We start from the raw sequence: 19,073 nt of genomic DNA on the forward strand, positions 1-19,073 counted from the left end.
GACTATGGCGCCTGCCGAACGCATCCACGCGCGCTACCTCATCGAGACGCCGCTGGACCCGGCCGCCGTGGCCGAGGTGATGGCCGGCGAGCAATCGTGCGGCACCTTCACGCGTGTGGAGGGCGAAACCGATGCGCTGCGCGAACGCGCGCGCGCCACGGTCGAGGCCATCACCGAGCTCGCGCCCGTGCAAGTGCCGAGCCTGCCGAATGCGCTGCTCGAGCGCAAAGGCACGCGCGGCCCATGGCGGCGCGCGCATGTCGACATTTCTTTTCCCGTGGCCAACATCGGCGCCAACCTGCCGACGCTTGCGGCAACTGTGTCGGGCAACCTCTACGACCTGGGCGAAGTGACCGGCCTGCGGCTCGAATCGCTGCATGTGCCGGCCGCGTACCGCGCGCAGTTCGAGATGCCCCGTGTCGGCATCGCGGGCACGCGGCGCGCCACCGGCGTGGCAAGCGGTGCGCTGGTCGGCACGATCATCAAGCCGAACGTGGGCCTCTCAGCGGCCGAGACCGCCAAGCTGGTCGCAAGGCTCTGCGCCGCGGGCGTCGACTTCATCAAGGACGACGAGGTTTGCGCCGACCCCGCGCATGCGCCGCTCGCCGAGCGCGTGCCCGCCGTGATGGCCGTGGTGCGCGCGCACCGGGAGCGCACTGGCAAGCACGTGATGGTGGCCTTCAACATCACCGATGAAACGGATGCGATGAAGCGGCATGCCGACCTGGTCGAGCGCGGAGGCGGATCGTGCGTAATGGCCAGCCTCAACTGGTGCGGCCATTCGGGCATCCAGACGCTGCGGCGCCACACCGGCCTGGCGCTGCATGGGCATCGCAATGGCTACGGTGCGCTGTCGCGGCATCCGCTGCTGGGCGTTTCGTTTCAGGCCTATCAAACGCTGTGGCGGCTTGCGGGCGTCGACCATATGCACGTGCACGGCCTGCAAGGCAAGTTTTCGCAGCCCGACAGCGAAGTCATTGAATCGGCGCGCGACTGCTTCACGCCGTTGACCGATGCCGCCGACGACCGGGTGATGCCCGCTTTCTCGTCCGGCCAGTGGGCCGGCACGGTGCCCGCCACCTGGGCGGCCATCGGCAGCGACGATCTGCTCTTCATGGCCGGCGGCGGCATCCTCGCGCATCCCGATGGCGCGGCAGCCGGCGTGACCAGCATCCGGCAGGCCTGGTCGGCCACGCGGACCGGCACCACGCTGGACGAAGCGGCCCGCAGCGCGCCCGAACTGGCGCGCGCACTGGACTTCTTCGGCAAGCCATGAGTCCGGCTCCGGCCATCGTCTACTACGGCGACGACTTCACAGGGGCGACCGACACGCTCGGCACCGCGGCGCGCGCCGGATTGCGCGCCCTGCTCTTCCTGAAGTCTCCCGACGCCGCCCGGATTGCGCAAGCCGGGCCGCTCGACGTGCTGGGCATTGCAGGCGCGGCGCGCGCCATGGCGCCCGAAGCCATGCAGGCCGAACTGGCGCCCGTCGCCACGCTGTTCCGTTCGCTCGGTGCACGCGTGCTGCACTACAAGACCTGCTCGACCTTCGACAGCGCGCCGCACATCGGCTCCATCGGCGCCGCCGTGCGCGCGCTGCGCGGTGCCGTCGAACAGCCGTGGACCGCCATCGTCGGCGGTCAGCCCAACCTCGGGCGGCACTGCCTCTTCGGCAACCTGTTCGCCGCGGCGGGCGCTGGCGGCGAGGTGTTCCGCATTGACCGGCATCCGACGATGAGCCGGCACCCTGTCACGCCGATGCACGAGGCGGACTTGCGGCTGCATCTGGCGAAGCAGGGCTTGGCAGGTGTGCGCTCCATTCCTTTCACGGTCGTCTCCCAGGGGCCAGAGGTGCTCGGCGAGGCGCTGCACCACGCATTGCACACACCCGTCGACTCTGCCGAAACCGGCGCCGTGCTGTTCGACGTGGCAGACGCCCCGCAGCTCGCAGCCATCGGCGAAGTGCTGTGGGCGGAGGCACGGCGCGCCACGTTGCTTGCCGTCGGGCCGAGCAGCGTGGTCGATGCGCTGGCCACCGCACTCGGCGCGCGCAGCACTGCGCGGGCCGAACAACGCCACGTCGCCCCCGCGCGCGGACCCGTGCTGGTGCTCGCGGGGAGCTTGTCGCCCGTGACGGCGCGGCAGGTGGCGGCGGCGCAGTCCTTCGACATCGTGTGGCTCGACGCGCCAAGGCTCGCGCTAAGGAACGCCGCCACGCTGGAGCGCCACGCGCAAGAAATCGCTCAGGGGCTGGCACGCGGCTGCAACGTGCTGGCCTGTACCCGCCCCGCCGGCCAGGAAGTCGATGAATTCAAGCTCGACGCCCAGGCGCTCGCGCGCGCCGGCGGCGACCTGCTGGCCAAGGTGCTGGCCAAGGTGCGACTGCAACGCGTCGGCATTGCCGGAGGCGACACCTCGAGCCACGCCGTGCAGGCGCTCGATGCCTGGGGGCTTTCTTACGTGGCCGATATGGGCGCGGGCGCGTCGCTTTGCCGGATTCACGGCGACGATGCCGCGCTCGACGGCATGGAGATCATGCTCAAGGGCGGCCAGATGGGCCCGGAAGATGTCTTCGAGCGCCTGGTGCGAGGTGCGCCAACCGCCCCGCTCCAGTGAGAAACAACGCGCCCGGGGCACCGAAACAGCGAATTCCAAGCGATGCTTCATTCATTAATTGAAACCAATAATTTCAGCAGCAGCGGAATCATCTTCTTCAACTGCGCTGCAATCTTTAAAGATTTGCCCTCAAAAGAATTCTGAAGTTCTAATTTTTATTTCAATTGTCAGCCTGAAGTTTTCAACTCGCTGGCCGTGCGAGGGGTGCCGTTTTGGTGCAACGCCGCGCCCCGCTGTTACCCATTTCTGCCTATTGCCGTTCCTCATGGAGTGGTAACATTTGCACCGTTGACGGGTAACAATGCGCATCGCAGGTTACGAGCAGTTGTAGCTTTCCAAGCTTCGTCCGAACGGGGAATATCCATGAAACACAGTCACCTGATCGCAGCCATGGCCGTCGCAGCCTTTGCGACCGCACCTGCACTGGCCCAACAACTGCCCACGCCACCGGTCGACGCGGCTGCTGCCGTGCGCGCAGCAGGCGGTGGCAGCCTCACCGGGCAACAGGTCGGAATCATCGCTGGCAGCGGAGTGTTGCTGGCGGCCGCCGCTGGCGGTGGCGGCGGTGGTGGTGGCGGCGGTTTCCTCCTTCCCGGCGGCCCAGGCGGGACCGGAACCGGAACAGGAACTACCGGCAGCACTGGCACCAGGTAATGAACGGAGCCCTCCGCAAGGGGGGGTTCCTAGCGAGAGTCCAACGCACCGCTGGCGCAGTGCGAAAAAAGGGATGCTGCGTACTCGCATCATCCTTTTTTTTGGGCGGATGCTCTTCGAGCTGCTCGGCAATACTTGCCGCGGCTCGGCACCTCTACAAGGCCTCGCCCTCGGACTCCCACACGTTTCGTCCGGAATTCAGCTATTTGCGCGCCACTTTCGAGGGCCGGGGACGCCTTGTGGGAATGGCCGGCCTCGCGACCAATTGGGTTGGCGACAGACTCAAAAAGGTGGTCCATTCCGAGCGGTGCCTTTCCCCTGATCCGTGCTTGAGCTTCGAACGGTGGAATCCGTCTGTGCCAGCCAACGTTGCTTCGACAAGCGCTGGTTCATGACTCCACCCCCGCACGGCACTGTCATCAACCCACTTCACCTCACTCTGCTGGCCGCAGCGAGCGTGCTGATGATGTCCTCCGCCCACGCCGCCTCGAGCGCCCCTGCCGGCGCCGCAGAAGTGCGCCCGGGCGAGCGGCTCAGCGACTGGCTCCTGCGCCAGCCCGGGGAAGCGGCCGGCCCCGGCCTGGCGTGGCAGGTGCCGCAGGAAGTGCTCGCCCAGCAGTACCTGAAAGATACGCTGATGGTTCGGGTCGAAGCGGCCATCCGATCGGCCCCCTCGCCCGAGGAACGCGCGCCGCGCGAACGGCTCCTGGCCATGCTGAACAGCCTCCCGGCGACCGGCCGCGTGGCGCTGGGCATCGTCGATCCGCGCTGGCTGCAGGCGAATCCGAAAGAAGACCCGGTGCTCAGCGAAGGCCAGCGGCTCGCCGTTCCGCCCGCCCCGCTGCGAACGGTGACCGTGGTGCAGCCGGACGGCAGCTTTTGCCGTGTGCCGCACGAAAGCGGACGCTCGGTGCTCGACTACCTCAGCGCCTGCAAGCTCGACGGCCAAGCCGACTGGGCCTGGATCGCGCAGCCCGACGGCCGCACCGCGCGCGTCGGCATCGGGGCCTGGAACGCCGAGCCCGCCGATGAGCCCGCGCCCGGCGCCTGGATCTGGGCCCCGCCGAGCCGCATGCCCGATCTGGCGGGCCTGTCGGAAGGCATGATCAAGTTCCTGGCGGTGCAAGGCGCGTCGCCGCAGGAACTATTCAATGCGCCCCCGGCCGCCAACGCAGCCGTGTTCGCGGCACCCACCGTCACCGGGGCTCTCCCCGAGGCAGTGGCCTCGCAGCCGCTCCCGCTCCAGATCAGCGGCAACGACTGGGGCGAAACCGGCCTGCTGCAAACGCCAACGGCCCGCATGGGGCTGGCCGGCGACATGCGCACGTCGTTCACGTCGATCTGGCCCTACACGCGGCTGAATTTCATGTTCCAGCCGCTGGACTGGCTGGAAGCGGGCTTTCGCTACACGTCAATCTCCAACCGCGCGTACACAGCCAGCACCACCGGCCAGTCGAACAAGGACAAGAGCATCGATATCAAGGTGCGGCTGCTCAAGGAAAGCGCCCACGTGCCCGAGCTTGCGCTGGGCTTTCGCGACCTTGGCGGTACCGGCCTTTTCTCCGGCGAGTACCTGGTGGCCAGCAAGCGCTGGCATGACTTCGATTTCAGCCTTGGCATCGGATGGGGCTACCTGGGCGCGAGCGGCAACATCAGCAACCCCTTCAAGCTGCTGGGCAGCCGCTTCGACACCCGCGCTAGCGCGAGCAGCAATCAGGCCCGGTTCGGCTCCTACTTTCGTGGCCCTGCCGCCCTCTTTGGCGGCGTGCAGTGGCGCACGCCGTGGGAGCCGCTCACGCTCAAGCTCGAGTACGACGGCAACGACTATCAAAGCGAGCCGCAGAACAACAACCAGCGCCAGCGCACGCCCTTCAACATCGGTCTTTCATACCGCGTGTCGCCCAAGGTCACGCTGTCCGCCGGCTTCGAGCGTGGCGACAAGTTCATGATTGGCCTCACGCTGGCAAGCAACCTGGCGGCGTCGCAGTCGCCCAAACCGGCCGACCGGCCGCTGCCGGAATTCAAGCCCCAGGCGTCCGAGCGCTCGCCCGGCTGGGCGGCAACCGCGGCGGAGATCGAAGCACTGACCGAGTGGACCGTCGAGCGCATTGCGCCCAAGGACGACGTGCTGCATGTGTGGGTGAGCGACAGCAACACCGTCTACCGCACCGCGCGCGTGGAAAAGGCCATTGCGGTGCTCCATCACGATGCGCCAAACACCATCAAGAGCTTTGTCTTTCATTACTCGGAGCGCGGGCTTGCGGTGCATGCACAGGCCATCGATCGCGCCGAGTGGGTGGCCGTGCGCATCCAGGCCCTGCCGCCGCATGCCGCGCGTGCCGTGTCCAAGCGCGACTACGAACCCGAACTGGCCCGGCCCGACGACAAGAGCAACACCACGGGAAACAGAGTTGCCGCCGAGGCCGCCGCCACCGAGACACAGGCCCCTTGGGTGCGCCCCCGCGACAAGTTCACCTTTGGCATTGCGCCGAGCTATGGACAGATCGTCGGCGGGCCCGACGCCTTTCTTCTGTATCAGCTTGGCATCCAGGCCACGGCCGAATACCGCTTTACCCCGCGCACCTGGCTCAGCGGCGCGGTGAACCTGCGGCTGGCCGACAACTACGACAAGTTCACCTATACCGCGCCCAGCGACCTGCCGCGCGTGCGCACCTACCAGCGCGAGTACGTCACGTCAAAGCGCTTCACCATTCCGTCGCTGCAGCTCACGCACGTGGGGCAGATGTCGAGCAACCACTACTACAGCATGTATGGCGGCCTGCTCGAATCCATGTTTGCCGGCGTGGGTGCCGAATGGATGTACCGGCCGGCACGCTCGCCGGTTGCCTTTGGCGTGGACATCAACCGCGTGCGGCAGCGCGACTTCAACCAGGACTTTGGCCTGCGCGACTACAAGGTGACCACCGGCCACGCCACCCTGTATTGGGACACCGGCTGGAACGGTGTCATGGCAAAGATCAGCGCGGGCCAATACCTGGCGGGCGATCGCGGCGTGACGCTTGAAGTGATTCGCCGCTTCGACAACGGCTTTGTGCTTGGCGCCTATGCAACCAAGACCAACGTATCTTCCGCTCGCTTTGGCGAAGGCGATTTCGACAAGGGCATTTATCTTTCGATTCCACTCGACGCGCTGCTGCCGCGGTCGACCAAGTTTGCGCTGAGCTTTGGATGGTCGCCGCTCACGCGCGACGGCGGCGCCCGCCTGGGCCGCAGCAACACCATTTATGAACTGACCTCCGTGCGCGACAACGCCGCCTTCAACTTTGCAGCCCCGGAAGATAAAAAGCCTCGTGCCGGAGACAACATCTTGAATTTCGATCGCAGCCCATGAATACCGTTCTTGTCGTTTGCATCGGCAACATCTGCCGAAGCCCGATGGCGGAAGTCTTGCTCGCCAAGACCCTGCCGCAGATCACCGTGTCTTCGGCCGGCACGGGCGCGTTGATCGGCCACCCTGCGGACCCTATTGCCCAGGCGTTGATGGCCGAGCGGGGGCTCGACCTTGGCTACCACCGCGCGCGCCAGGTCACCCAAGCCATGTGCGTTGAGGCCGACCTGATCCTCACCATGGACGAAGGTCAGCGCCGCCACATCGAAAACAACTATCCGCTGACGCGCGGCAGGGTCTTTCGCCTTGCCGAAACCGCCAAGCTGAATATTCCCGACCCCTACCGCATGGGGCAGGAAGCCTTCGAGCACGCGCTCCAACTCATCGACGCTGGCGTCAAGACCTGGGCCGAACGCATTCGGAAATTCAAATGAACACTACTGCTGTCACTACTTCCAGCGGCGCGCGCGCCGGTCAGCCCGCTGCAATTTCAGCTGCAGCGGCGGACGATGACGAGATCAATATCTCGGAATGGATCGACATCCTGATTGACCGCAAGTGGCTAGTGGCTGCAGTCACCGCGGTGACGCTCGTGCTCGGAGTGGCCTACGCGGTGATGGCCACTCCCATCTACCAATCCAACCTATTGGTCCAAGTCGAGGACTCTGCACCCGATGCCAAGGGCTTCTTGGGAGAAGCTTCCAACCTCTTCGACGTGAAGACGCCTGCCACTGGCGAAATCCAAGTCATCCGCTCGCGAATGGTGCTCGGCGCGGCAGTGGACAAGACCCAGGCCTATATCGACGCCAAGCCACGTTACCTGCCCGTACTCGGCACTTGGCTGGCGCGACGAGCTGACGGGCTTTCGAACCCTGGCGTCTTCGGCATTGGTGGGTATGTCCATGGCAACGAAAGCATAGTAGTTACGCGTTTCGACGTGCCGCCTGCGCTTGAGGACGACGAGCCTTTTCTGATTACCGCCCAAGGCGAAGGCAAGTACACGCTGCGGCATGAGGCGATGGACAAGCCGCTGACCGGCACCGTCGGCCAGCGGCTGCACTTCGTGCTCGAAGGCGGCGCCATCGACCTCCTCATCGACAAGCTCGAAGGCAAGCGCGGTGCGGAATTCGTCGTATCGCGCGCCTCGCAGCTGCGGACGGTCGAGGACCTGCAAAAGCGCCTGCAGCTCGCCGAACAAGGCAAGCAATCGAACGTGATCAACGTGACACTGGAAGACAGCGACCGTGAGTGGCTCACCCGCATCCTCAATGCCATTGGCGAGCAGTACGTGCAGCAGAACGTCGAGCGCAAGGCGGCCGAGGCGCAGAAAACACTGATCTTCCTTGACGAGCAGTTGCCCGAGTTCAAGCGCCAGCTCGAAGCCTCTGAAGATGCCTACACGCACTTTCGCAACAAGAACGGCACCGTGGCCTTCGACGAAGAAGCCAAGGGCGTGCTGGCCCAGACTATCGAGCTGCAGACCAGGTTGCTCGAAGCCCAGCAGAAGCGCCGCGAACTGGTCGCGCACTTTGCCGATGCCAACCTGCGTGTGAAGACCATCGATGGGCAAATTGCCGCCATCGAAAAAGAGATCGGCGGCCTCAACACGCGCGTGAGCCGCATGCCCACGCTTCAGCAAGATGCATTGCGCCTCGAACGCGACGTACGGGTGAACAGTGGCCTTTACCAGTCGCTGCAGAACAACGCGCTGCAGCTGCGCCTGGTGAAGGAAGGCAAAACTGGCAACGTGCGCCTGCTCGACAAAGCTGTGAAGCCAAAGAAGCCGATTAAGCCGCAGAAGGCGCAGATCGTAGCGCTGGCGCTGGTGCTAGGCCTCTTGGCCGGCATGGCGCTGGCCCTGATGCGCAGTTGGTTCTTCAGGGGCATTCAGGATCCGCAGGAGATCGAGTCCCACACCGGCCTGTCGGTTTATTCGGTGGTGCCCTTCACGGCTGAGCAGATGGCCCTCGACCAAAGCATTGCCGCAGGTGCCAAGGGCATCCAGTTGCTGGCCGTGACTCACCCGGAAAGTCCCTCGATCGAGGCGTTGCGCAGTCTGCGAATCGCACTGCAATTTGCCACACTCGAAGCCGGCAATAACCGCGTGCTAATTACCGGTGCGACGCCGAACATTGGCAAGAGCTTTGTTTCAGGCAACTTCGCCGCCATCATGGCCCACGCCGGCAAGCGGGTGCTTCTGATCGACGCGGACATGCGCAAGGGCCACCTGAACAAGCAGTTTGGCCTGCCGCGCGAAAACGGCCTTTCGGAACTCCTGGCTGGCGAGCTTTCGGCACAGCAGGCCATTCGCTCGCAGGTATTGCCCAACCTCGACATACTGACCACCGGCAAGCTGCCGACCAACCCGGCTGACATGCTGATGTCGGAGAGCTTTGTGCGACTGCTCGACATTTTGTCCGCGCAGTATGAACTGGTGGTGATCGACACGCCGCCGGTACTGGTGGCCGCCGACACGGCCGCCGTGGCCCCCTACATGGGCGCAGTGCTGCTAGTGGCGCGCGCGGATCAGACCCAGCTTGGCGAACTCAGCGAAAGCGCCAAGCGCCTCTCACACGGTGGCAAGGCAGTCAGCGGCGTCATCTTCAACGGCATCGACTTGACACGGCGCCACTACGGCAGTCAAGGGTACCGCTACGGTGGCTACAGGTACACGAAGTACAAATACAACGAGTAGAGCCGCGCGGGAAGCAGCTAGCCAAAATTCAAAGGCCTTTAGCGAGGCTATGAACTCGCACTGGCGCCAATGCCGGAACCCATAATTTACTGGCTGAGAACCTTGCGGAGGAGCGCGGGCAGGCGGTCGACTACCGGGAAATGGGCATTAAGCAAGCCGAAATCCCAATGGGATGAAGAGGCAATCTGGTGCTCGGCGAATATCTGCTGAGTGCTGAGGCTAGTGGTCTAATCGCCTCTTAGGCTTGAAGAGCCTAGAGCCTTGGAGAATCGATGGCACTGAATTCCGATGGCGCAAAGCGTGCGCCTCTCTCTTTTCCAAAGCAGAACAACCTTGAGTGGCTGCGCCTGCTGTTTGCATTGCAAGTAGTTGTAGTGCACGCGTCCGAGCACTTGAACGCGCATTTCGAAATCGTAAAACTCCTCAAGCATTTTCCAGGGGTGCCGGCCTTCTTCTTTGTGAGCGGCTTCCTGATCTACGCGTCCTACTTTAACGCGCCGGGGAAGCGCTATTTCCAAAATCGTTTCCTTCGGCTTTTCCCCGGACTGGTTTTTGTAACTGCCGGCGGCGCGATAGTAGCGATGGCGGCCCACGGCGCCAGCGACATTGTCAGCAGGTTTCCGACATATGCCGGATGGTTCATTGCCCAGATATCCCTCGGCCAAGCGTACAACCCAAGCCACTTTCGTGATGTGGGTGTGGGGGTCATCAACGGTTCACTCTGGACACTCACCACCGAGATCCTCTTTTACTTCATGGTGCCTGTCATCGTCGCGCTCGAGCGTCATGTGCGCCAAGCCGTGCTGATTTGTTCTGCCCTCTCGTTCGCGGTCTACTTGGTCGGACCGTTGATGTTGACCCAGCCGGTTGTGCGGGACAAGACCCTATTCGATGTGCTGGCTCTAACACCAATCGTATGGGGATGGATGTTCGGCTTCGGAATGTTGGCGGTGAAGCACTTCGCCTGGTTGCAGCGCCACATGCGAATGCTGCCGCTGGCGGTCATTCCGCTGATCTTCGTGATCGCGTTTGGAATTGACCAAGACCCCATCGTCGGCTCATCGGGCAACCGTGTCGGGATCATCTATTTTTCCGCCTACATCTGCCTAGTGGTGTGGCTGGCATTCGGAACACCGTTCGTGCACCTGGGTGCCGATCTGAGCTACGGCACCTATGTGTGGCACATGCCGGTAATCAATCTGCTGCTCATACTAGCGAAACCGAGTTTGCCGATCGCGCTCGTGCTGACGCTCAGCATTGCATTCATCTCATGGTTTATCGTTGAAAAACCGGCTCTTGCCAAAAAGCGGAAATCTCTTCAATCGCCTGTCGGGGCGACTCTCCCGACCGCTCAGACACAAACGGATTGATATCGATAGCTGAACGCCAATTCAACTGCGGATTGCGTTAATGTTTGGCTCATATGACCGCCTTGTCACTGCAAGTGCCGCCAGATTAAAAAAAGCTGCAACAAAAATCCAAGATCCAAACAAGTAGCCGCTTTTGAGGCCAACAATCGAAAAGAAAAGCACGAGAAGTAAAAATGGGTCAAGGCGTCCAACGGCTTTCCAGTATCTTCTTAGGCCGCGCCCAACAAAGAACAAAAAAACTGCGGTGAAAAAAATACCAAATGAAACCACTGACTCAGCCAATAAGTTGTGCGGATATAGGCCGAAATCGTATCTATAATAAATTTGAAAATACCCCGGGCCGCAACCGAAAATAAGACAGTTTAGTTCGTCCGATAGTAGATCGATCACTTGGTAAAGAAGGGCGTCTCGCGAACTCAGATCCCCTCCAGCAAGATCTGTGAGTCGACGGACGATGACAAATGAATCGCTCAAACTCGACAAGTCGGCAACCGATATCATCAGCATTAGCGCAGCGCATGAAATTATGCCGATCGTAAAGATCGGTCGATTTTTGATGAGGATGAGAGCAACTATTAGTATGGTTGCGAATAGCTCCCCTCGACCTCCACCCAAGAGCGACAATGCTAAAAAGAAAAGCATAAGTACCGTCATTAGGATTGAACGCAGTCGGGTCTTGCTTCTGATATTTAGGTATGCGGCTGCAATGGTTGCCAACCCATAAAAGTTCGTCAAGCCCAGACTGTATACCACATCCTGGCCAAGCTGGTCGGAGCCGTATTCGAAGTTGAATCGTGGGGGAATTTCAAAAATGAATCCGCCAACCACGGCAGTCACGAGGACTGCTATGAACGGATAATAGACAAAGAATTTTGCTTGCTCGTCCTGAATGAATTGCCTGTTATCGTCTAGATTTCCAACAGCCGAAAGCAAATAAATTCCGCTTAATGCCATCGGCACGTCTATGAAAAGCGAATCAAGAACCAAGCTCAGAGAATTGTTGAGCGACGCTGCAGCAATGCCGTATAGCACCGCCAGTAAATAAATTGCTATACCTATGAAACCGCGAGGTGTAATGCCTCGTTTGATTGCATTGGCAATGATGCAAGCAATAACGACGCCGACCAGAAATGGCCGAAGAAATAGTACTAGCCGCTGTGATTCATCGCTGGTGACTGCTGTATTTAGAGTTGCAAGAAGAAAAAACGAAGCGAGACCAAGAGTTACGAAATTTAGCTTTAAGGTGGCTGGCATCTGGATGCTTCAAAATACTGATTGATTGGCTTGCGTAGGGAAACGGGCCGGGAAGCAAGAAACTGATATCACACAATGTGCTGCGCATTGAGCAGTGGCATCTTCAATCGCCGAAAATCTTCGCCGCCCAAGACCATGCGTCAACTTGGAGGCTTTTAGAAAGGTAGAAATGAAATTCTATATTACGCTGCTAATGTCAGTTTGTTTTTTTGGAGCTAATTCTGCTTCGGCACAATCATCAAGTAAGCCATTTTTAGTGGTCCAGTCGATGACCTACAAGGGCGGCGTAGACGTTTCTTCATTTGGAGTTCCAAGAAATCCACTTATTTACGAGTCTATGCTGCTCCCTTCAAAAACATCAGACCAAATGATCGAAGGAGAGGCCCTAAAAAACTTGCTAGACGGCTTGGGTTCAGGACCATTGCCAACAGTCATTGATATCGAACGTTGGCATCTTTACACTGACAACGAAGACGAGCGCTCGAAAAGCAGGGAAAAGTATTTGAATGTAGTTCGAAACATTCGCGCGGCTCGCCCTGGAATCAAGCTCGGCTACTATGGTGTGGTACCTACCAGGACTTATTGGCCTTTGCTTGACGCGGGCAGAAAGTCGGAGCGGCAAAAATGGGAAAATCTGAATAGCCGTGCTGCGCAGGATTTTGTTCCGCATGTAGATGCAATTTTTCCCTCTCTTTATACGCTTTACGGAAATCAGGAGGGATGGAGGATTTACGCGGAAGAGACTTTGCGAGTTGCAAAGAGGTTCGGCAAGCCCGTGTATTGCTATTTGTGGCCGCAATTCAATAGCGGGAACCCACTACTTGGCGGAAAATATCTTCCTGCAGACTACTGGATGCTGGAATTGGAGACATGCTACAAACATTCTGATGGAATTGTTATTTGGAATCATGAGCCTCAAAAGAATTGGGATCCGGATGCCGAATGGTGGCAGCAGACATTAAAATTCCTAGAATCAAAATCGATTAAAAATTAAAGTTCCAATAAGAGATCAGATCAAATTGGAGCGAGGGCCGAAGGCGAGACGGTAGCAACTGGCGCCGCGGCACTGGGTGTGCTTGCGACATGCTCCGGCAGCGTCCCACTCTGGCGCTCACGCTCCAGGTGTACCCAGTCCACCACCTCCGCATGCGGCCGGTAGCCGCCCAGAAGCTGCTGAAGCTTGCGTTTGAGCCCAGGCACATCGTTGCGCGCGAGCAGCGTGCGAAGCTCATCGATCTGCGTCGCCAGCTCTGCCCACGGCGGGCACGCTTCATGGGCCTTCATCACGCGCGGATGCGCGGTGGGCATGGCGTTGTCGCCGATCAGCAGTTCTTCATACAGCTTTTCGCCGGGACGCAGGCCGGTGATCAACAGCTCGATGTCTCCTTCCGGGTTCCGCGCATCGCGCACCGTGCGGCCCGACAGTTCCACCAAGCGACGCGCCAGGTCGATGATGCGTACCGGCGACCCCATTTCCAACACAAACACATCACCGCCCTCGGCCATGGCGCCGGCCTGGATCACCAGTTGGGCCGCCTCGGGAATGGTCATGAAATAGCGCGTGATGTCTTCGTGCGTGAGCGTGATGGGTCCGCCAGCTTCGATCTGCTGGCGAAAGAGCGGCACCACCGAGCCACTGGAGCCCAGCACATTGCCGAATCGCACCATGGAAAAGCAGGTACGCGATTTCTGCTGGGCGAGGCCCTGCAGCGTCATTTCGGCCAGGCGCTTGCTTGCGCCCATGATGTTGGTCGGCCGCACCGCCTTGTCGGTGCTGACCAGCACAAACTGGCCAACGCCGTTGTCCCGCGCTGCCAATGCCGCCGTGAGCGTGCCCAGCGTGTTGTTGATCAGGCCCTCTACGGGGTTGTGCTCCACCAGCGGCACATGCTTGTAGGCCGCGGCGTGGTAGATGGTATTGGGCCGCCACACGCTCATGATCTGGCGCATGCGCGCGCCATCGCACACCGATGCCAGCAGCGGCACCACGCTCAGCGCGGGGGCTTCTTGCTCCAGCTCGCGGTGAATGGCATAGAGCGCGTACTCGCTCCATTCAACCAGCAACAGTACCGAGGGCCTTAACTGCGCGATCTGGCGGCACAACTCGCTGCCAATGGAACCGCCCGCACCGGTCACCAGCACCACCTTGCCACGCACATGGCGATTCAGCAGATCGTCCACCGGCGCCACCGGGTCGCGGCCCAGCAGGTCTTCGATGTCGACCTCCATCAAATCTTTGACCTGCACCCGGCCCTGCGCCAGATCGGCCATGCCAGGGAGCGTGCGCACGCGCAGGTGCAGCGACAAGAGCTCGTTCAGAATTTGCGCCCTGCGGCCGTACGAAACCGACGGCAGCGCCAACAGCACGTCGGTAATGCCTTCAGCGGCAGCATGGGCTTCGAGCCAGGACGGCGGATCAATGGGCAGTTCGTTGAGCGTACTGCCCTGCAGCTGCACCGAATCGTCGACAAATCTCCGCACCACCATTTCCGGGCTGTGCGCGAGTGCCGCGGCTAACTGCCGGCCGGCCTCGCCGGCACCGTAGATCACCACCTGCGGCAGCGCCTTGCCGCGCAGCACCTGCGTGTACAAGCCGCCCAACCAATAGCGCGCCACGAGGCGCGAAGCGCCCACCGTGAACAACAGCAGCGCAGGCACCAAGAGCCCCACCGTGCGCGGAATTCCCTCGACGCCGAATGCGGTGAATATGAGGACATAGCCGACGCTGAACAGAGAGCAGGCGTGCACGACAGCCATCAGCGCCGCGCTGCCGGCATAGCGGAAGATTGCACGGTACAAGCCCGAGACCACGAAAAGCGGCAGCGCCAGCATGATTGCACCGGCAACCGCCAGCCAATGCACGCCCGTCAGTTCTATCCACCGCTCGTAGCGCAAGCTGAATGCCAGCCACACGCACAGCACGCACAGTCCGGCATCCACCAACAAGGCCAACACCCGCTTTACGGGGCGCGGCAGCGCCAACATAGGCTGAGCCATACGATCGATCATGCGAACCCCCTGAAGAAGTTTTTACCAACCCGGCATGCTGTGAATCCATCATTGCGCCCCCTGCCCCGCGGGACGCAGGCGGTCCAGCAAGAACGCCAAGCCGGCGCCAATCAGCAACCCCACCCAATCGGCCAGCAGATCGACAGCCTCGGTACTGCGATCGGGCGTGAAGGATTGCAGCAGTTCGATGAGCCCCCCGTAGGCCAGCAGCGCGGTCAGGACGACGGCCGTGCGCCCCGGCCAGGCCCATTGGCCTAGCAGCCCCAGCACCGCAAAACCCAAGGCATGGTTGGCCTTGTCCCAGCCGGTGGTGGGCAAGGCTAGCGAGGACGGCGCCAGGCTCAACACCAGCAGCACGAGCATGGCCAGCGCCAGCAGCCAGCTCCAGACCGGGGCTCCTGGCTTAGGCAACCAGCTTCGCGCGGTGTGCAAGCTCATGCGGCGCTCGCTTCTTTCAATACCCGCTTGATGGCCACACAGCTGGCCTCCATTTCAGCGGCCGTCAGTGTGGGATGCACCAGGAACATGACGCTGGTTTCGCCCAGGGCACGCGCCACCGGCAGGCGCTCGGCCGGCCGCCAGCCGGTGCCGTCGAAAGCCTTCTCAAGGTAGACCTCCGAGCAGGAGCCTTGATAGCAAGGAACGCCCTGGGCCTGAATAGCATTCACGATGTGGTCGCGGTTCCATCCGGGTGCCAGTCGATCGGGCTGGACATAGACATAGCACTTGTAGTGCGCATGCACGCTGTCCTCGGGCAGCTCTGGCACGCGCACTGCTGCATAGGGCCGGCAGGCCGCCCACAGCGCTTCTGCATGGCGGGTGCGTTGCACCGTCCACTCGGTCATGCGGCGCAACTGAATGCGGCCGATCACCGCCTGCATCTCGAGCATGCGCCAGTTGGTGCCAAAGCTTTCGTGCAACCAGCGGAAGCCCAGTGGGTGCTCGCGGTTGAACACCGCCTCGTGGCTTTTTCCGTGGTCCTTGTATTCCCACATGGCGCGCCATAGCGATTCGTCGTTGGTGGTGACCATGCCGCCCTCGCCACCCGTGGTCATGATCTTGTCCTGGCAAAAAGACCAGGCACCCACATGCCCGATGGAACCGACCGGCCGCCCCTTGTAGTACGCGCCATGCGCCTGGGCGCAATCTTCGATGACCTTGAGGCCATGCTGTTCGGCCAGCGTCATGATCGGATCCATGTCGCAGGGCCAACCGGCCAGATGCACGCAGATGACCGCGCGCGTGCGCGGCGTGAGCACCTGTGCAATGGTTGCCGCCGACAGGTTGCCGCTGTCGGCATCGACATCCGCAAACACCGGCGTGGCACCCGCATTGACCACGCACGACACGCTTGCCATGAAAGTGCGCGGCGTCACCACCACTTCGTCGCCCGGGCCAATGTCCAGCGCCTTCAGCGCCACATCGAGCGCCAGCGTGCCATTGGCCAGCGCAACCGCATGCGCAGTGCCCGACCACGAGGCGAACTCTTTTTCGAGCTCGCGGCACTCCTGCCCGGTCCAGTAGTTGACCTTGTTGGAGAGCAGCACGCGCTGCACTGCTTCGGCCTCTTCGGCGGTGAAGCTGGGCCAGGGAGAAAACGAGGTATTCAGCACAATCAACCTTTGGGAGAAAACAGACGAGCCGGATTGCCCACCACCGTGGCGCCGGCCGGCACGTCGCGCGTAACCACGGCGCCCATGCCGACCACGGCACCGCGACCGATGACAAGAGGCTTGCCGGGCTGGCCCTGTTTGATGACGGCACCCGAACCGATGTAGGCGTGGTCTTCGATGACCACATTGCCGTTGCACTTGGCGCCCGGCGCAAAGGTGACGAAATCGCCGATCACGCAGTCGTGCTCGACATAGCTGTAAAGGTTGGCGTGGAAATGCCGGCCAATGCGAATGTTGGAAGTGATGGTGACGAAGGGGCTGAGAGCCGCGCCTTCGCCCAGCACCACGTCGTCCATGCGCACTACGTTGTCCGCACTCACCGTCCAGGGGCGCACGCCATCCGCCTTGCAAAGCAGGGCCAACTGCTCGCGCATCTTGCTGTTGGCAATGGCAAGGACGGCGTAACGCTCGCTCGCCTCTTCTTGCAGGAATTCTGTGTAGCCCAGCACCCGCTGGCCGTTGACCACTGCTGCCACGGGAGCGTCGTCGATGAAAACAAGCCGCGCTTCGGCAATGCCCTGCCGCGCCAGCTGCGCGCGCGCCAGCGGCATCACGCCCCGGCCGCATCCGCTGGCGCCGTAGACGGCAAACAAGGGGTGCGTCACGACTCACCTCCGGGCGAGGCGGCAGTAGAGCCGGTAAAGCGCGGCATGGTCGCCTCGCCCGCCGCGGAGATTCCATCGCGCACCAGCACCTTGCGCACCGTGAGCCACAGGATCTTGATGTCGAGCCACAGCGTGCGGTTGTCGACGTACCAGACGTCGAGCTTGAATTTTTCTTCCCAGCTCAGCGTGTTGCGGCCATTGACTTGCGCCCAGCCGGTGATGCCGGGCCGCACGTTGTGGCGGCGAGCTTGCTCCGCCGAATACAGCGGCATGTACTCAGTCAACAAGGGGCGTGGCCCCACCAGGCTCATCTCGCCTTTGACGACGTTCCAGAGCTCGGGCAGCTCATCAAGGCTGCTCGAACGCAGGAAGCGTCCGAATGGCGTGAGCCGCTCGGCATCGGGCAGCAACTGCCCGATGGTGTCGCGCGCGTCGGTCATGGTGCGGAACTTGACCATCTCGAAAGGCCGCCCTTCGAGCCCCGGCCGAACCTGTCGGAAGAAAACCGGCTTGCCAAGCTTGCGACTCACCTGCCACGTCAAGAATGCAAGGGGGATGGAAAACAGCAGCAATGCCACCGCGGCCAAGAAGACATCAAACACTCGCTTCATGTCGAATGCTCTTCTCGCGCCTAGCTGCCTGAAAAGCGCGCCGAACCTCTCGACGCCGATTCGCAGCGACAGGTGCTCGCGATAGTGACGCTGGGCCTTCGCACCCATTCCTGCCAGCGCCTCTGGGGCCATGGCCGCCAGTGCTTCGGCGGAAGTCGCCAACAACTGCGGATCTTCAGACGCAGCAATGACCCCGGCGCCGGACTCTCTCACCAGATTGGCAGCATCGCCATCGACTGCCATGAGCAATGGCTTGCCGGCGGCCATGTAAGCCTGCGTCTTGGACGGAATGGTGATTTCAAACAGCGGGTCTTTGCGCAGATGCACCAGCAATGCGTCGGCGGCTTGCAGCAGAGTGCCAACTTCGGCCATTGGCACAGGCGGCAAGAACACCACATTGCCCAGCTGCAGGTCCGCAGCTCGCTCGACAAGGCGACTCACCTCCACACCGCCGCCCAGCAATACAAAGCAAACACGCGACCCGCGTTGTTGCAGCAGCACAGCTGCGTTCAGAACGGCATCGAGCGCCTGCGCCTTGCCCATGTTCCCGGCAAACAGGATGCGGAACTTCTCGGCAGTTGGAAACGCTGCTGGCAATTGACCGCTGGGTGCCCTCAGCGAAGCCTCATCGGCCCAGTTGTAGATCACATCAATCTTTGCTTCAGGAACACCGCGCTGCATCAGCAACTTCTTGAAGCCGGGCGACAGCACGGCAATGTGATCTACACGCTTGTAGACCCATTGGCAGACCGATGCCACGATGCCGAGGGCCCGTTCGTTGTTGAGCATGCCGGTCGCCCGCAAGGTGTCCGGCCACATGTCCTGGATGTCATAGACGACCGGAATTCGGCGGAGAAGCCGGATCAACCCAGCCGCCACGCCCACAGTCAGCGGCGGGTGGTAGGCATACATCACCGCGGGGCGCTTTGCAAAGAGCAAGCCATAGATGAACGCAGACGCCGCGAAGCTCGCGTAGTTCAACACCCGCTTGATGGCGGACTGGCCGTGGTCGGGGTATAGCGGCAAGCGGGTGACCTGCACGCCATCTATCACCTCGCGTTGCAGCCACTTGATGCGGTAGCCGGGGTACACCTTTCCACCCGGATAGTTTGGAAAGCCAGTGACGACCTCTACCTCGAAGCCTTGCCGAACGAGCTCGCGCGCAAACACAATGCCCTTGAAGGTCGGCTCGGGATCGAACCATTGCGTCAGCAGTAAGACACGAGTGGCCATGGGA

Annotated in this window: 14 protein-coding genes and 1 pseudogene; 8 read left to right on the forward strand and 7 right to left on the reverse strand. The window is 61.6% G+C overall.

The window, feature by feature from the left end; all coding sequences use genetic code 11:
• Positions 1 to 4 precede the first annotated feature (4 nt).
• From BLR24_RS01655 to BLR24_RS01690, 7 genes are all read left to right on the forward strand, one after another.
• Positions 5 to 1,276 carry a ribulose-bisphosphate carboxylase large subunit family protein gene (locus tag BLR24_RS01655; protein ID WP_093011667.1) on the forward strand — a complete coding sequence of 424 codons (1,272 nt, stop codon included), beginning with the start codon at positions 5 to 7 and terminating at the stop codon, positions 1,274 to 1,276.
• The gene (locus BLR24_RS01660; protein ID WP_093011670.1) at positions 1,273 to 2,616 is read left to right on the forward strand and encodes a four-carbon acid sugar kinase family protein; all 1,344 of its coding nucleotides are present in this window, start codon (positions 1,273 to 1,275) and stop codon (positions 2,614 to 2,616) included. The genes BLR24_RS01655 and BLR24_RS01660 overlap by 4 nt, the downstream gene beginning before the upstream one ends.
• 363 nt (positions 2,617 to 2,979) lie before the next feature.
• Positions 2,980 to 3,270: a hypothetical protein gene (locus BLR24_RS01665; RefSeq protein WP_093011673.1), complete on the forward strand. Its 291-nt coding sequence runs from the start codon at positions 2,980 to 2,982 to the stop codon at positions 3,268 to 3,270.
• Positions 3,271 to 3,661: 391 nt separating this feature from the next.
• Positions 3,662 to 6,622: a YjbH domain-containing protein gene (locus BLR24_RS01675; RefSeq protein ID WP_093011676.1), complete on the forward strand. Its 2,961-nt coding sequence runs from the start codon at positions 3,662 to 3,664 to the stop codon at positions 6,620 to 6,622.
• Positions 6,619 to 7,053: a low molecular weight protein-tyrosine-phosphatase gene (locus BLR24_RS01680; protein ID WP_093011679.1), complete on the forward strand. Its 435-nt coding sequence runs from the start codon at positions 6,619 to 6,621 to the stop codon at positions 7,051 to 7,053. The genes BLR24_RS01675 and BLR24_RS01680 overlap by 4 nt, the downstream gene beginning before the upstream one ends.
• A complete protein-coding gene (locus tag BLR24_RS01685; RefSeq protein ID WP_093011682.1) occupies positions 7,050 to 9,314 on the forward strand; it encodes a polysaccharide biosynthesis tyrosine autokinase in 2,265 nt (754 codons plus the stop codon). Before BLR24_RS01680 ends, BLR24_RS01685 begins: the two co-directional genes overlap by 4 nt.
• Positions 9,315 to 9,586: 272 nt before the next feature.
• Entirely contained in the window at positions 9,587 to 10,684 is a 1,098-nt protein-coding gene (locus BLR24_RS01690; RefSeq protein ID WP_093011685.1) for an acyltransferase family protein, read from the forward strand.
• Positions 10,685 to 10,705: 21 nt separating this feature from the next.
• On the opposite strand, the gene BLR24_RS30220 is transcribed toward BLR24_RS01690, so the two are convergent.
• Positions 10,706 to 11,938 (reverse strand): O-antigen ligase family protein, encoded by a 1,233-nt coding sequence (locus BLR24_RS30220; RefSeq protein ID WP_139188688.1) that lies wholly within the window; start codon positions 11,936 to 11,938, stop codon positions 10,706 to 10,708.
• A gap of 169 nt (positions 11,939 to 12,107) precedes the next feature.
• On the opposite strand from BLR24_RS30220, the gene BLR24_RS30225 reads away from it, so the two are divergent.
• Complete coding sequence (locus tag BLR24_RS30225) at positions 12,108 to 12,932, forward strand: hypothetical protein (RefSeq protein WP_139188689.1); 825 nt, start codon at positions 12,108 to 12,110, stop codon at positions 12,930 to 12,932.
• Between the two features lie 20 nt (positions 12,933 to 12,952).
• On the opposite strand, the gene BLR24_RS01695 is transcribed toward BLR24_RS30225, so the two are convergent.
• The 6 genes and pseudogenes from BLR24_RS01695 to BLR24_RS30935 all read right to left on the reverse strand — a co-directional run.
• The gene (locus BLR24_RS01695) at positions 12,953 to 14,947 is read right to left on the reverse strand and encodes a polysaccharide biosynthesis protein (RefSeq protein WP_093011688.1); all 1,995 of its coding nucleotides are present in this window, start codon (positions 14,945 to 14,947) and stop codon (positions 12,953 to 12,955) included.
• A 48-nt stretch (positions 14,948 to 14,995) separates the two neighbouring features.
• Positions 14,996 to 15,385, reverse strand: coding sequence for a VanZ family protein (locus BLR24_RS01700; RefSeq protein ID WP_093011691.1), 390 nt, complete (start codon positions 15,383 to 15,385; stop codon positions 14,996 to 14,998).
• On the reverse strand, positions 15,382 to 16,560 hold the full coding sequence (locus BLR24_RS01705) for a DegT/DnrJ/EryC1/StrS family aminotransferase (protein WP_093011694.1): 1,179 nt from the start codon (positions 16,558 to 16,560) through the stop codon (positions 15,382 to 15,384). Before BLR24_RS01705 ends, BLR24_RS01700 begins: the two co-directional genes overlap by 4 nt.
• A 2-nt stretch (positions 16,561 to 16,562) precedes the next feature.
• Positions 16,563 to 17,225, reverse strand: a complete 663-nt coding sequence (locus BLR24_RS01710) for an acetyltransferase (protein WP_093011697.1) — start codon at positions 17,223 to 17,225, stop codon at positions 16,563 to 16,565.
• Positions 17,222 to 17,836, reverse strand: a complete 615-nt coding sequence (locus tag BLR24_RS30930) for a sugar transferase (protein WP_254787147.1) — start codon at positions 17,834 to 17,836, stop codon at positions 17,222 to 17,224. The genes BLR24_RS01710 and BLR24_RS30930 overlap by 4 nt, the downstream gene beginning before the upstream one ends.
• Before the next feature lie 144 nt (positions 17,837 to 17,980).
• A pseudogene (locus BLR24_RS30935) lies at positions 17,981 to 19,069 on the reverse strand (glycosyltransferase family 4 protein); the annotation flags it as partial.
• Between the last annotated feature and the right edge of the window lie 4 nt (positions 19,070 to 19,073).

It is taken from the genome of Variovorax sp. OV700, from assembly GCF_900099805.1.
In the GTDB taxonomy this organism is placed as follows: domain Bacteria; phylum Pseudomonadota; class Gammaproteobacteria; order Burkholderiales; family Burkholderiaceae_C; genus Variovorax.

Excerpts from the sequence above, each read along its gene's own strand:
- BLR24_RS01655 (WP_093011667.1), top strand. The coding sequence starts at position 5 with ATGGCGCCTGCCGAACGCATCCACGCGCGCTACCTCATCGAGACGCCG.
- BLR24_RS01660 (WP_093011670.1), top strand. The coding sequence starts at position 1,273 with ATGAGTCCGGCTCCGGCCATCGTCTACTACGGCGACGACTTCACAGGG.
- BLR24_RS01665 (WP_093011673.1), top strand. The coding sequence starts at position 2,980 with ATGAAACACAGTCACCTGATCGCAGCCATGGCCGTCGCAGCCTTTGCG.
- BLR24_RS01675 (WP_093011676.1), top strand. The coding sequence starts at position 3,662 with ATGACTCCACCCCCGCACGGCACTGTCATCAACCCACTTCACCTCACT.
- BLR24_RS01680 (WP_093011679.1), top strand. The coding sequence starts at position 6,619 with ATGAATACCGTTCTTGTCGTTTGCATCGGCAACATCTGCCGAAGCCCG.
- BLR24_RS01685 (WP_093011682.1), top strand. The coding sequence starts at position 7,050 with ATGAACACTACTGCTGTCACTACTTCCAGCGGCGCGCGCGCCGGTCAG.
- BLR24_RS01690 (WP_093011685.1), top strand. The coding sequence starts at position 9,587 with ATGGCACTGAATTCCGATGGCGCAAAGCGTGCGCCTCTCTCTTTTCCA.
- BLR24_RS30220 (WP_139188688.1), bottom strand. The coding sequence starts at position 11,938 with ATGCCAGCCACCTTAAAGCTAAATTTCGTAACTCTTGGTCTCGCTTCG.
- BLR24_RS30225 (WP_139188689.1), top strand. The coding sequence starts at position 12,108 with ATGAAATTCTATATTACGCTGCTAATGTCAGTTTGTTTTTTTGGAGCT.
- BLR24_RS01695 (WP_093011688.1), bottom strand. The coding sequence starts at position 14,947 with ATGATCGATCGTATGGCTCAGCCTATGTTGGCGCTGCCGCGCCCCGTA.
- BLR24_RS01700 (WP_093011691.1), bottom strand. The coding sequence starts at position 15,385 with ATGAGCTTGCACACCGCGCGAAGCTGGTTGCCTAAGCCAGGAGCCCCG.
- BLR24_RS30930 (WP_254787147.1), bottom strand. The coding sequence starts at position 17,836 with ATGAAGCGAGTGTTTGATGTCTTCTTGGCCGCGGTGGCATTGCTGCTG.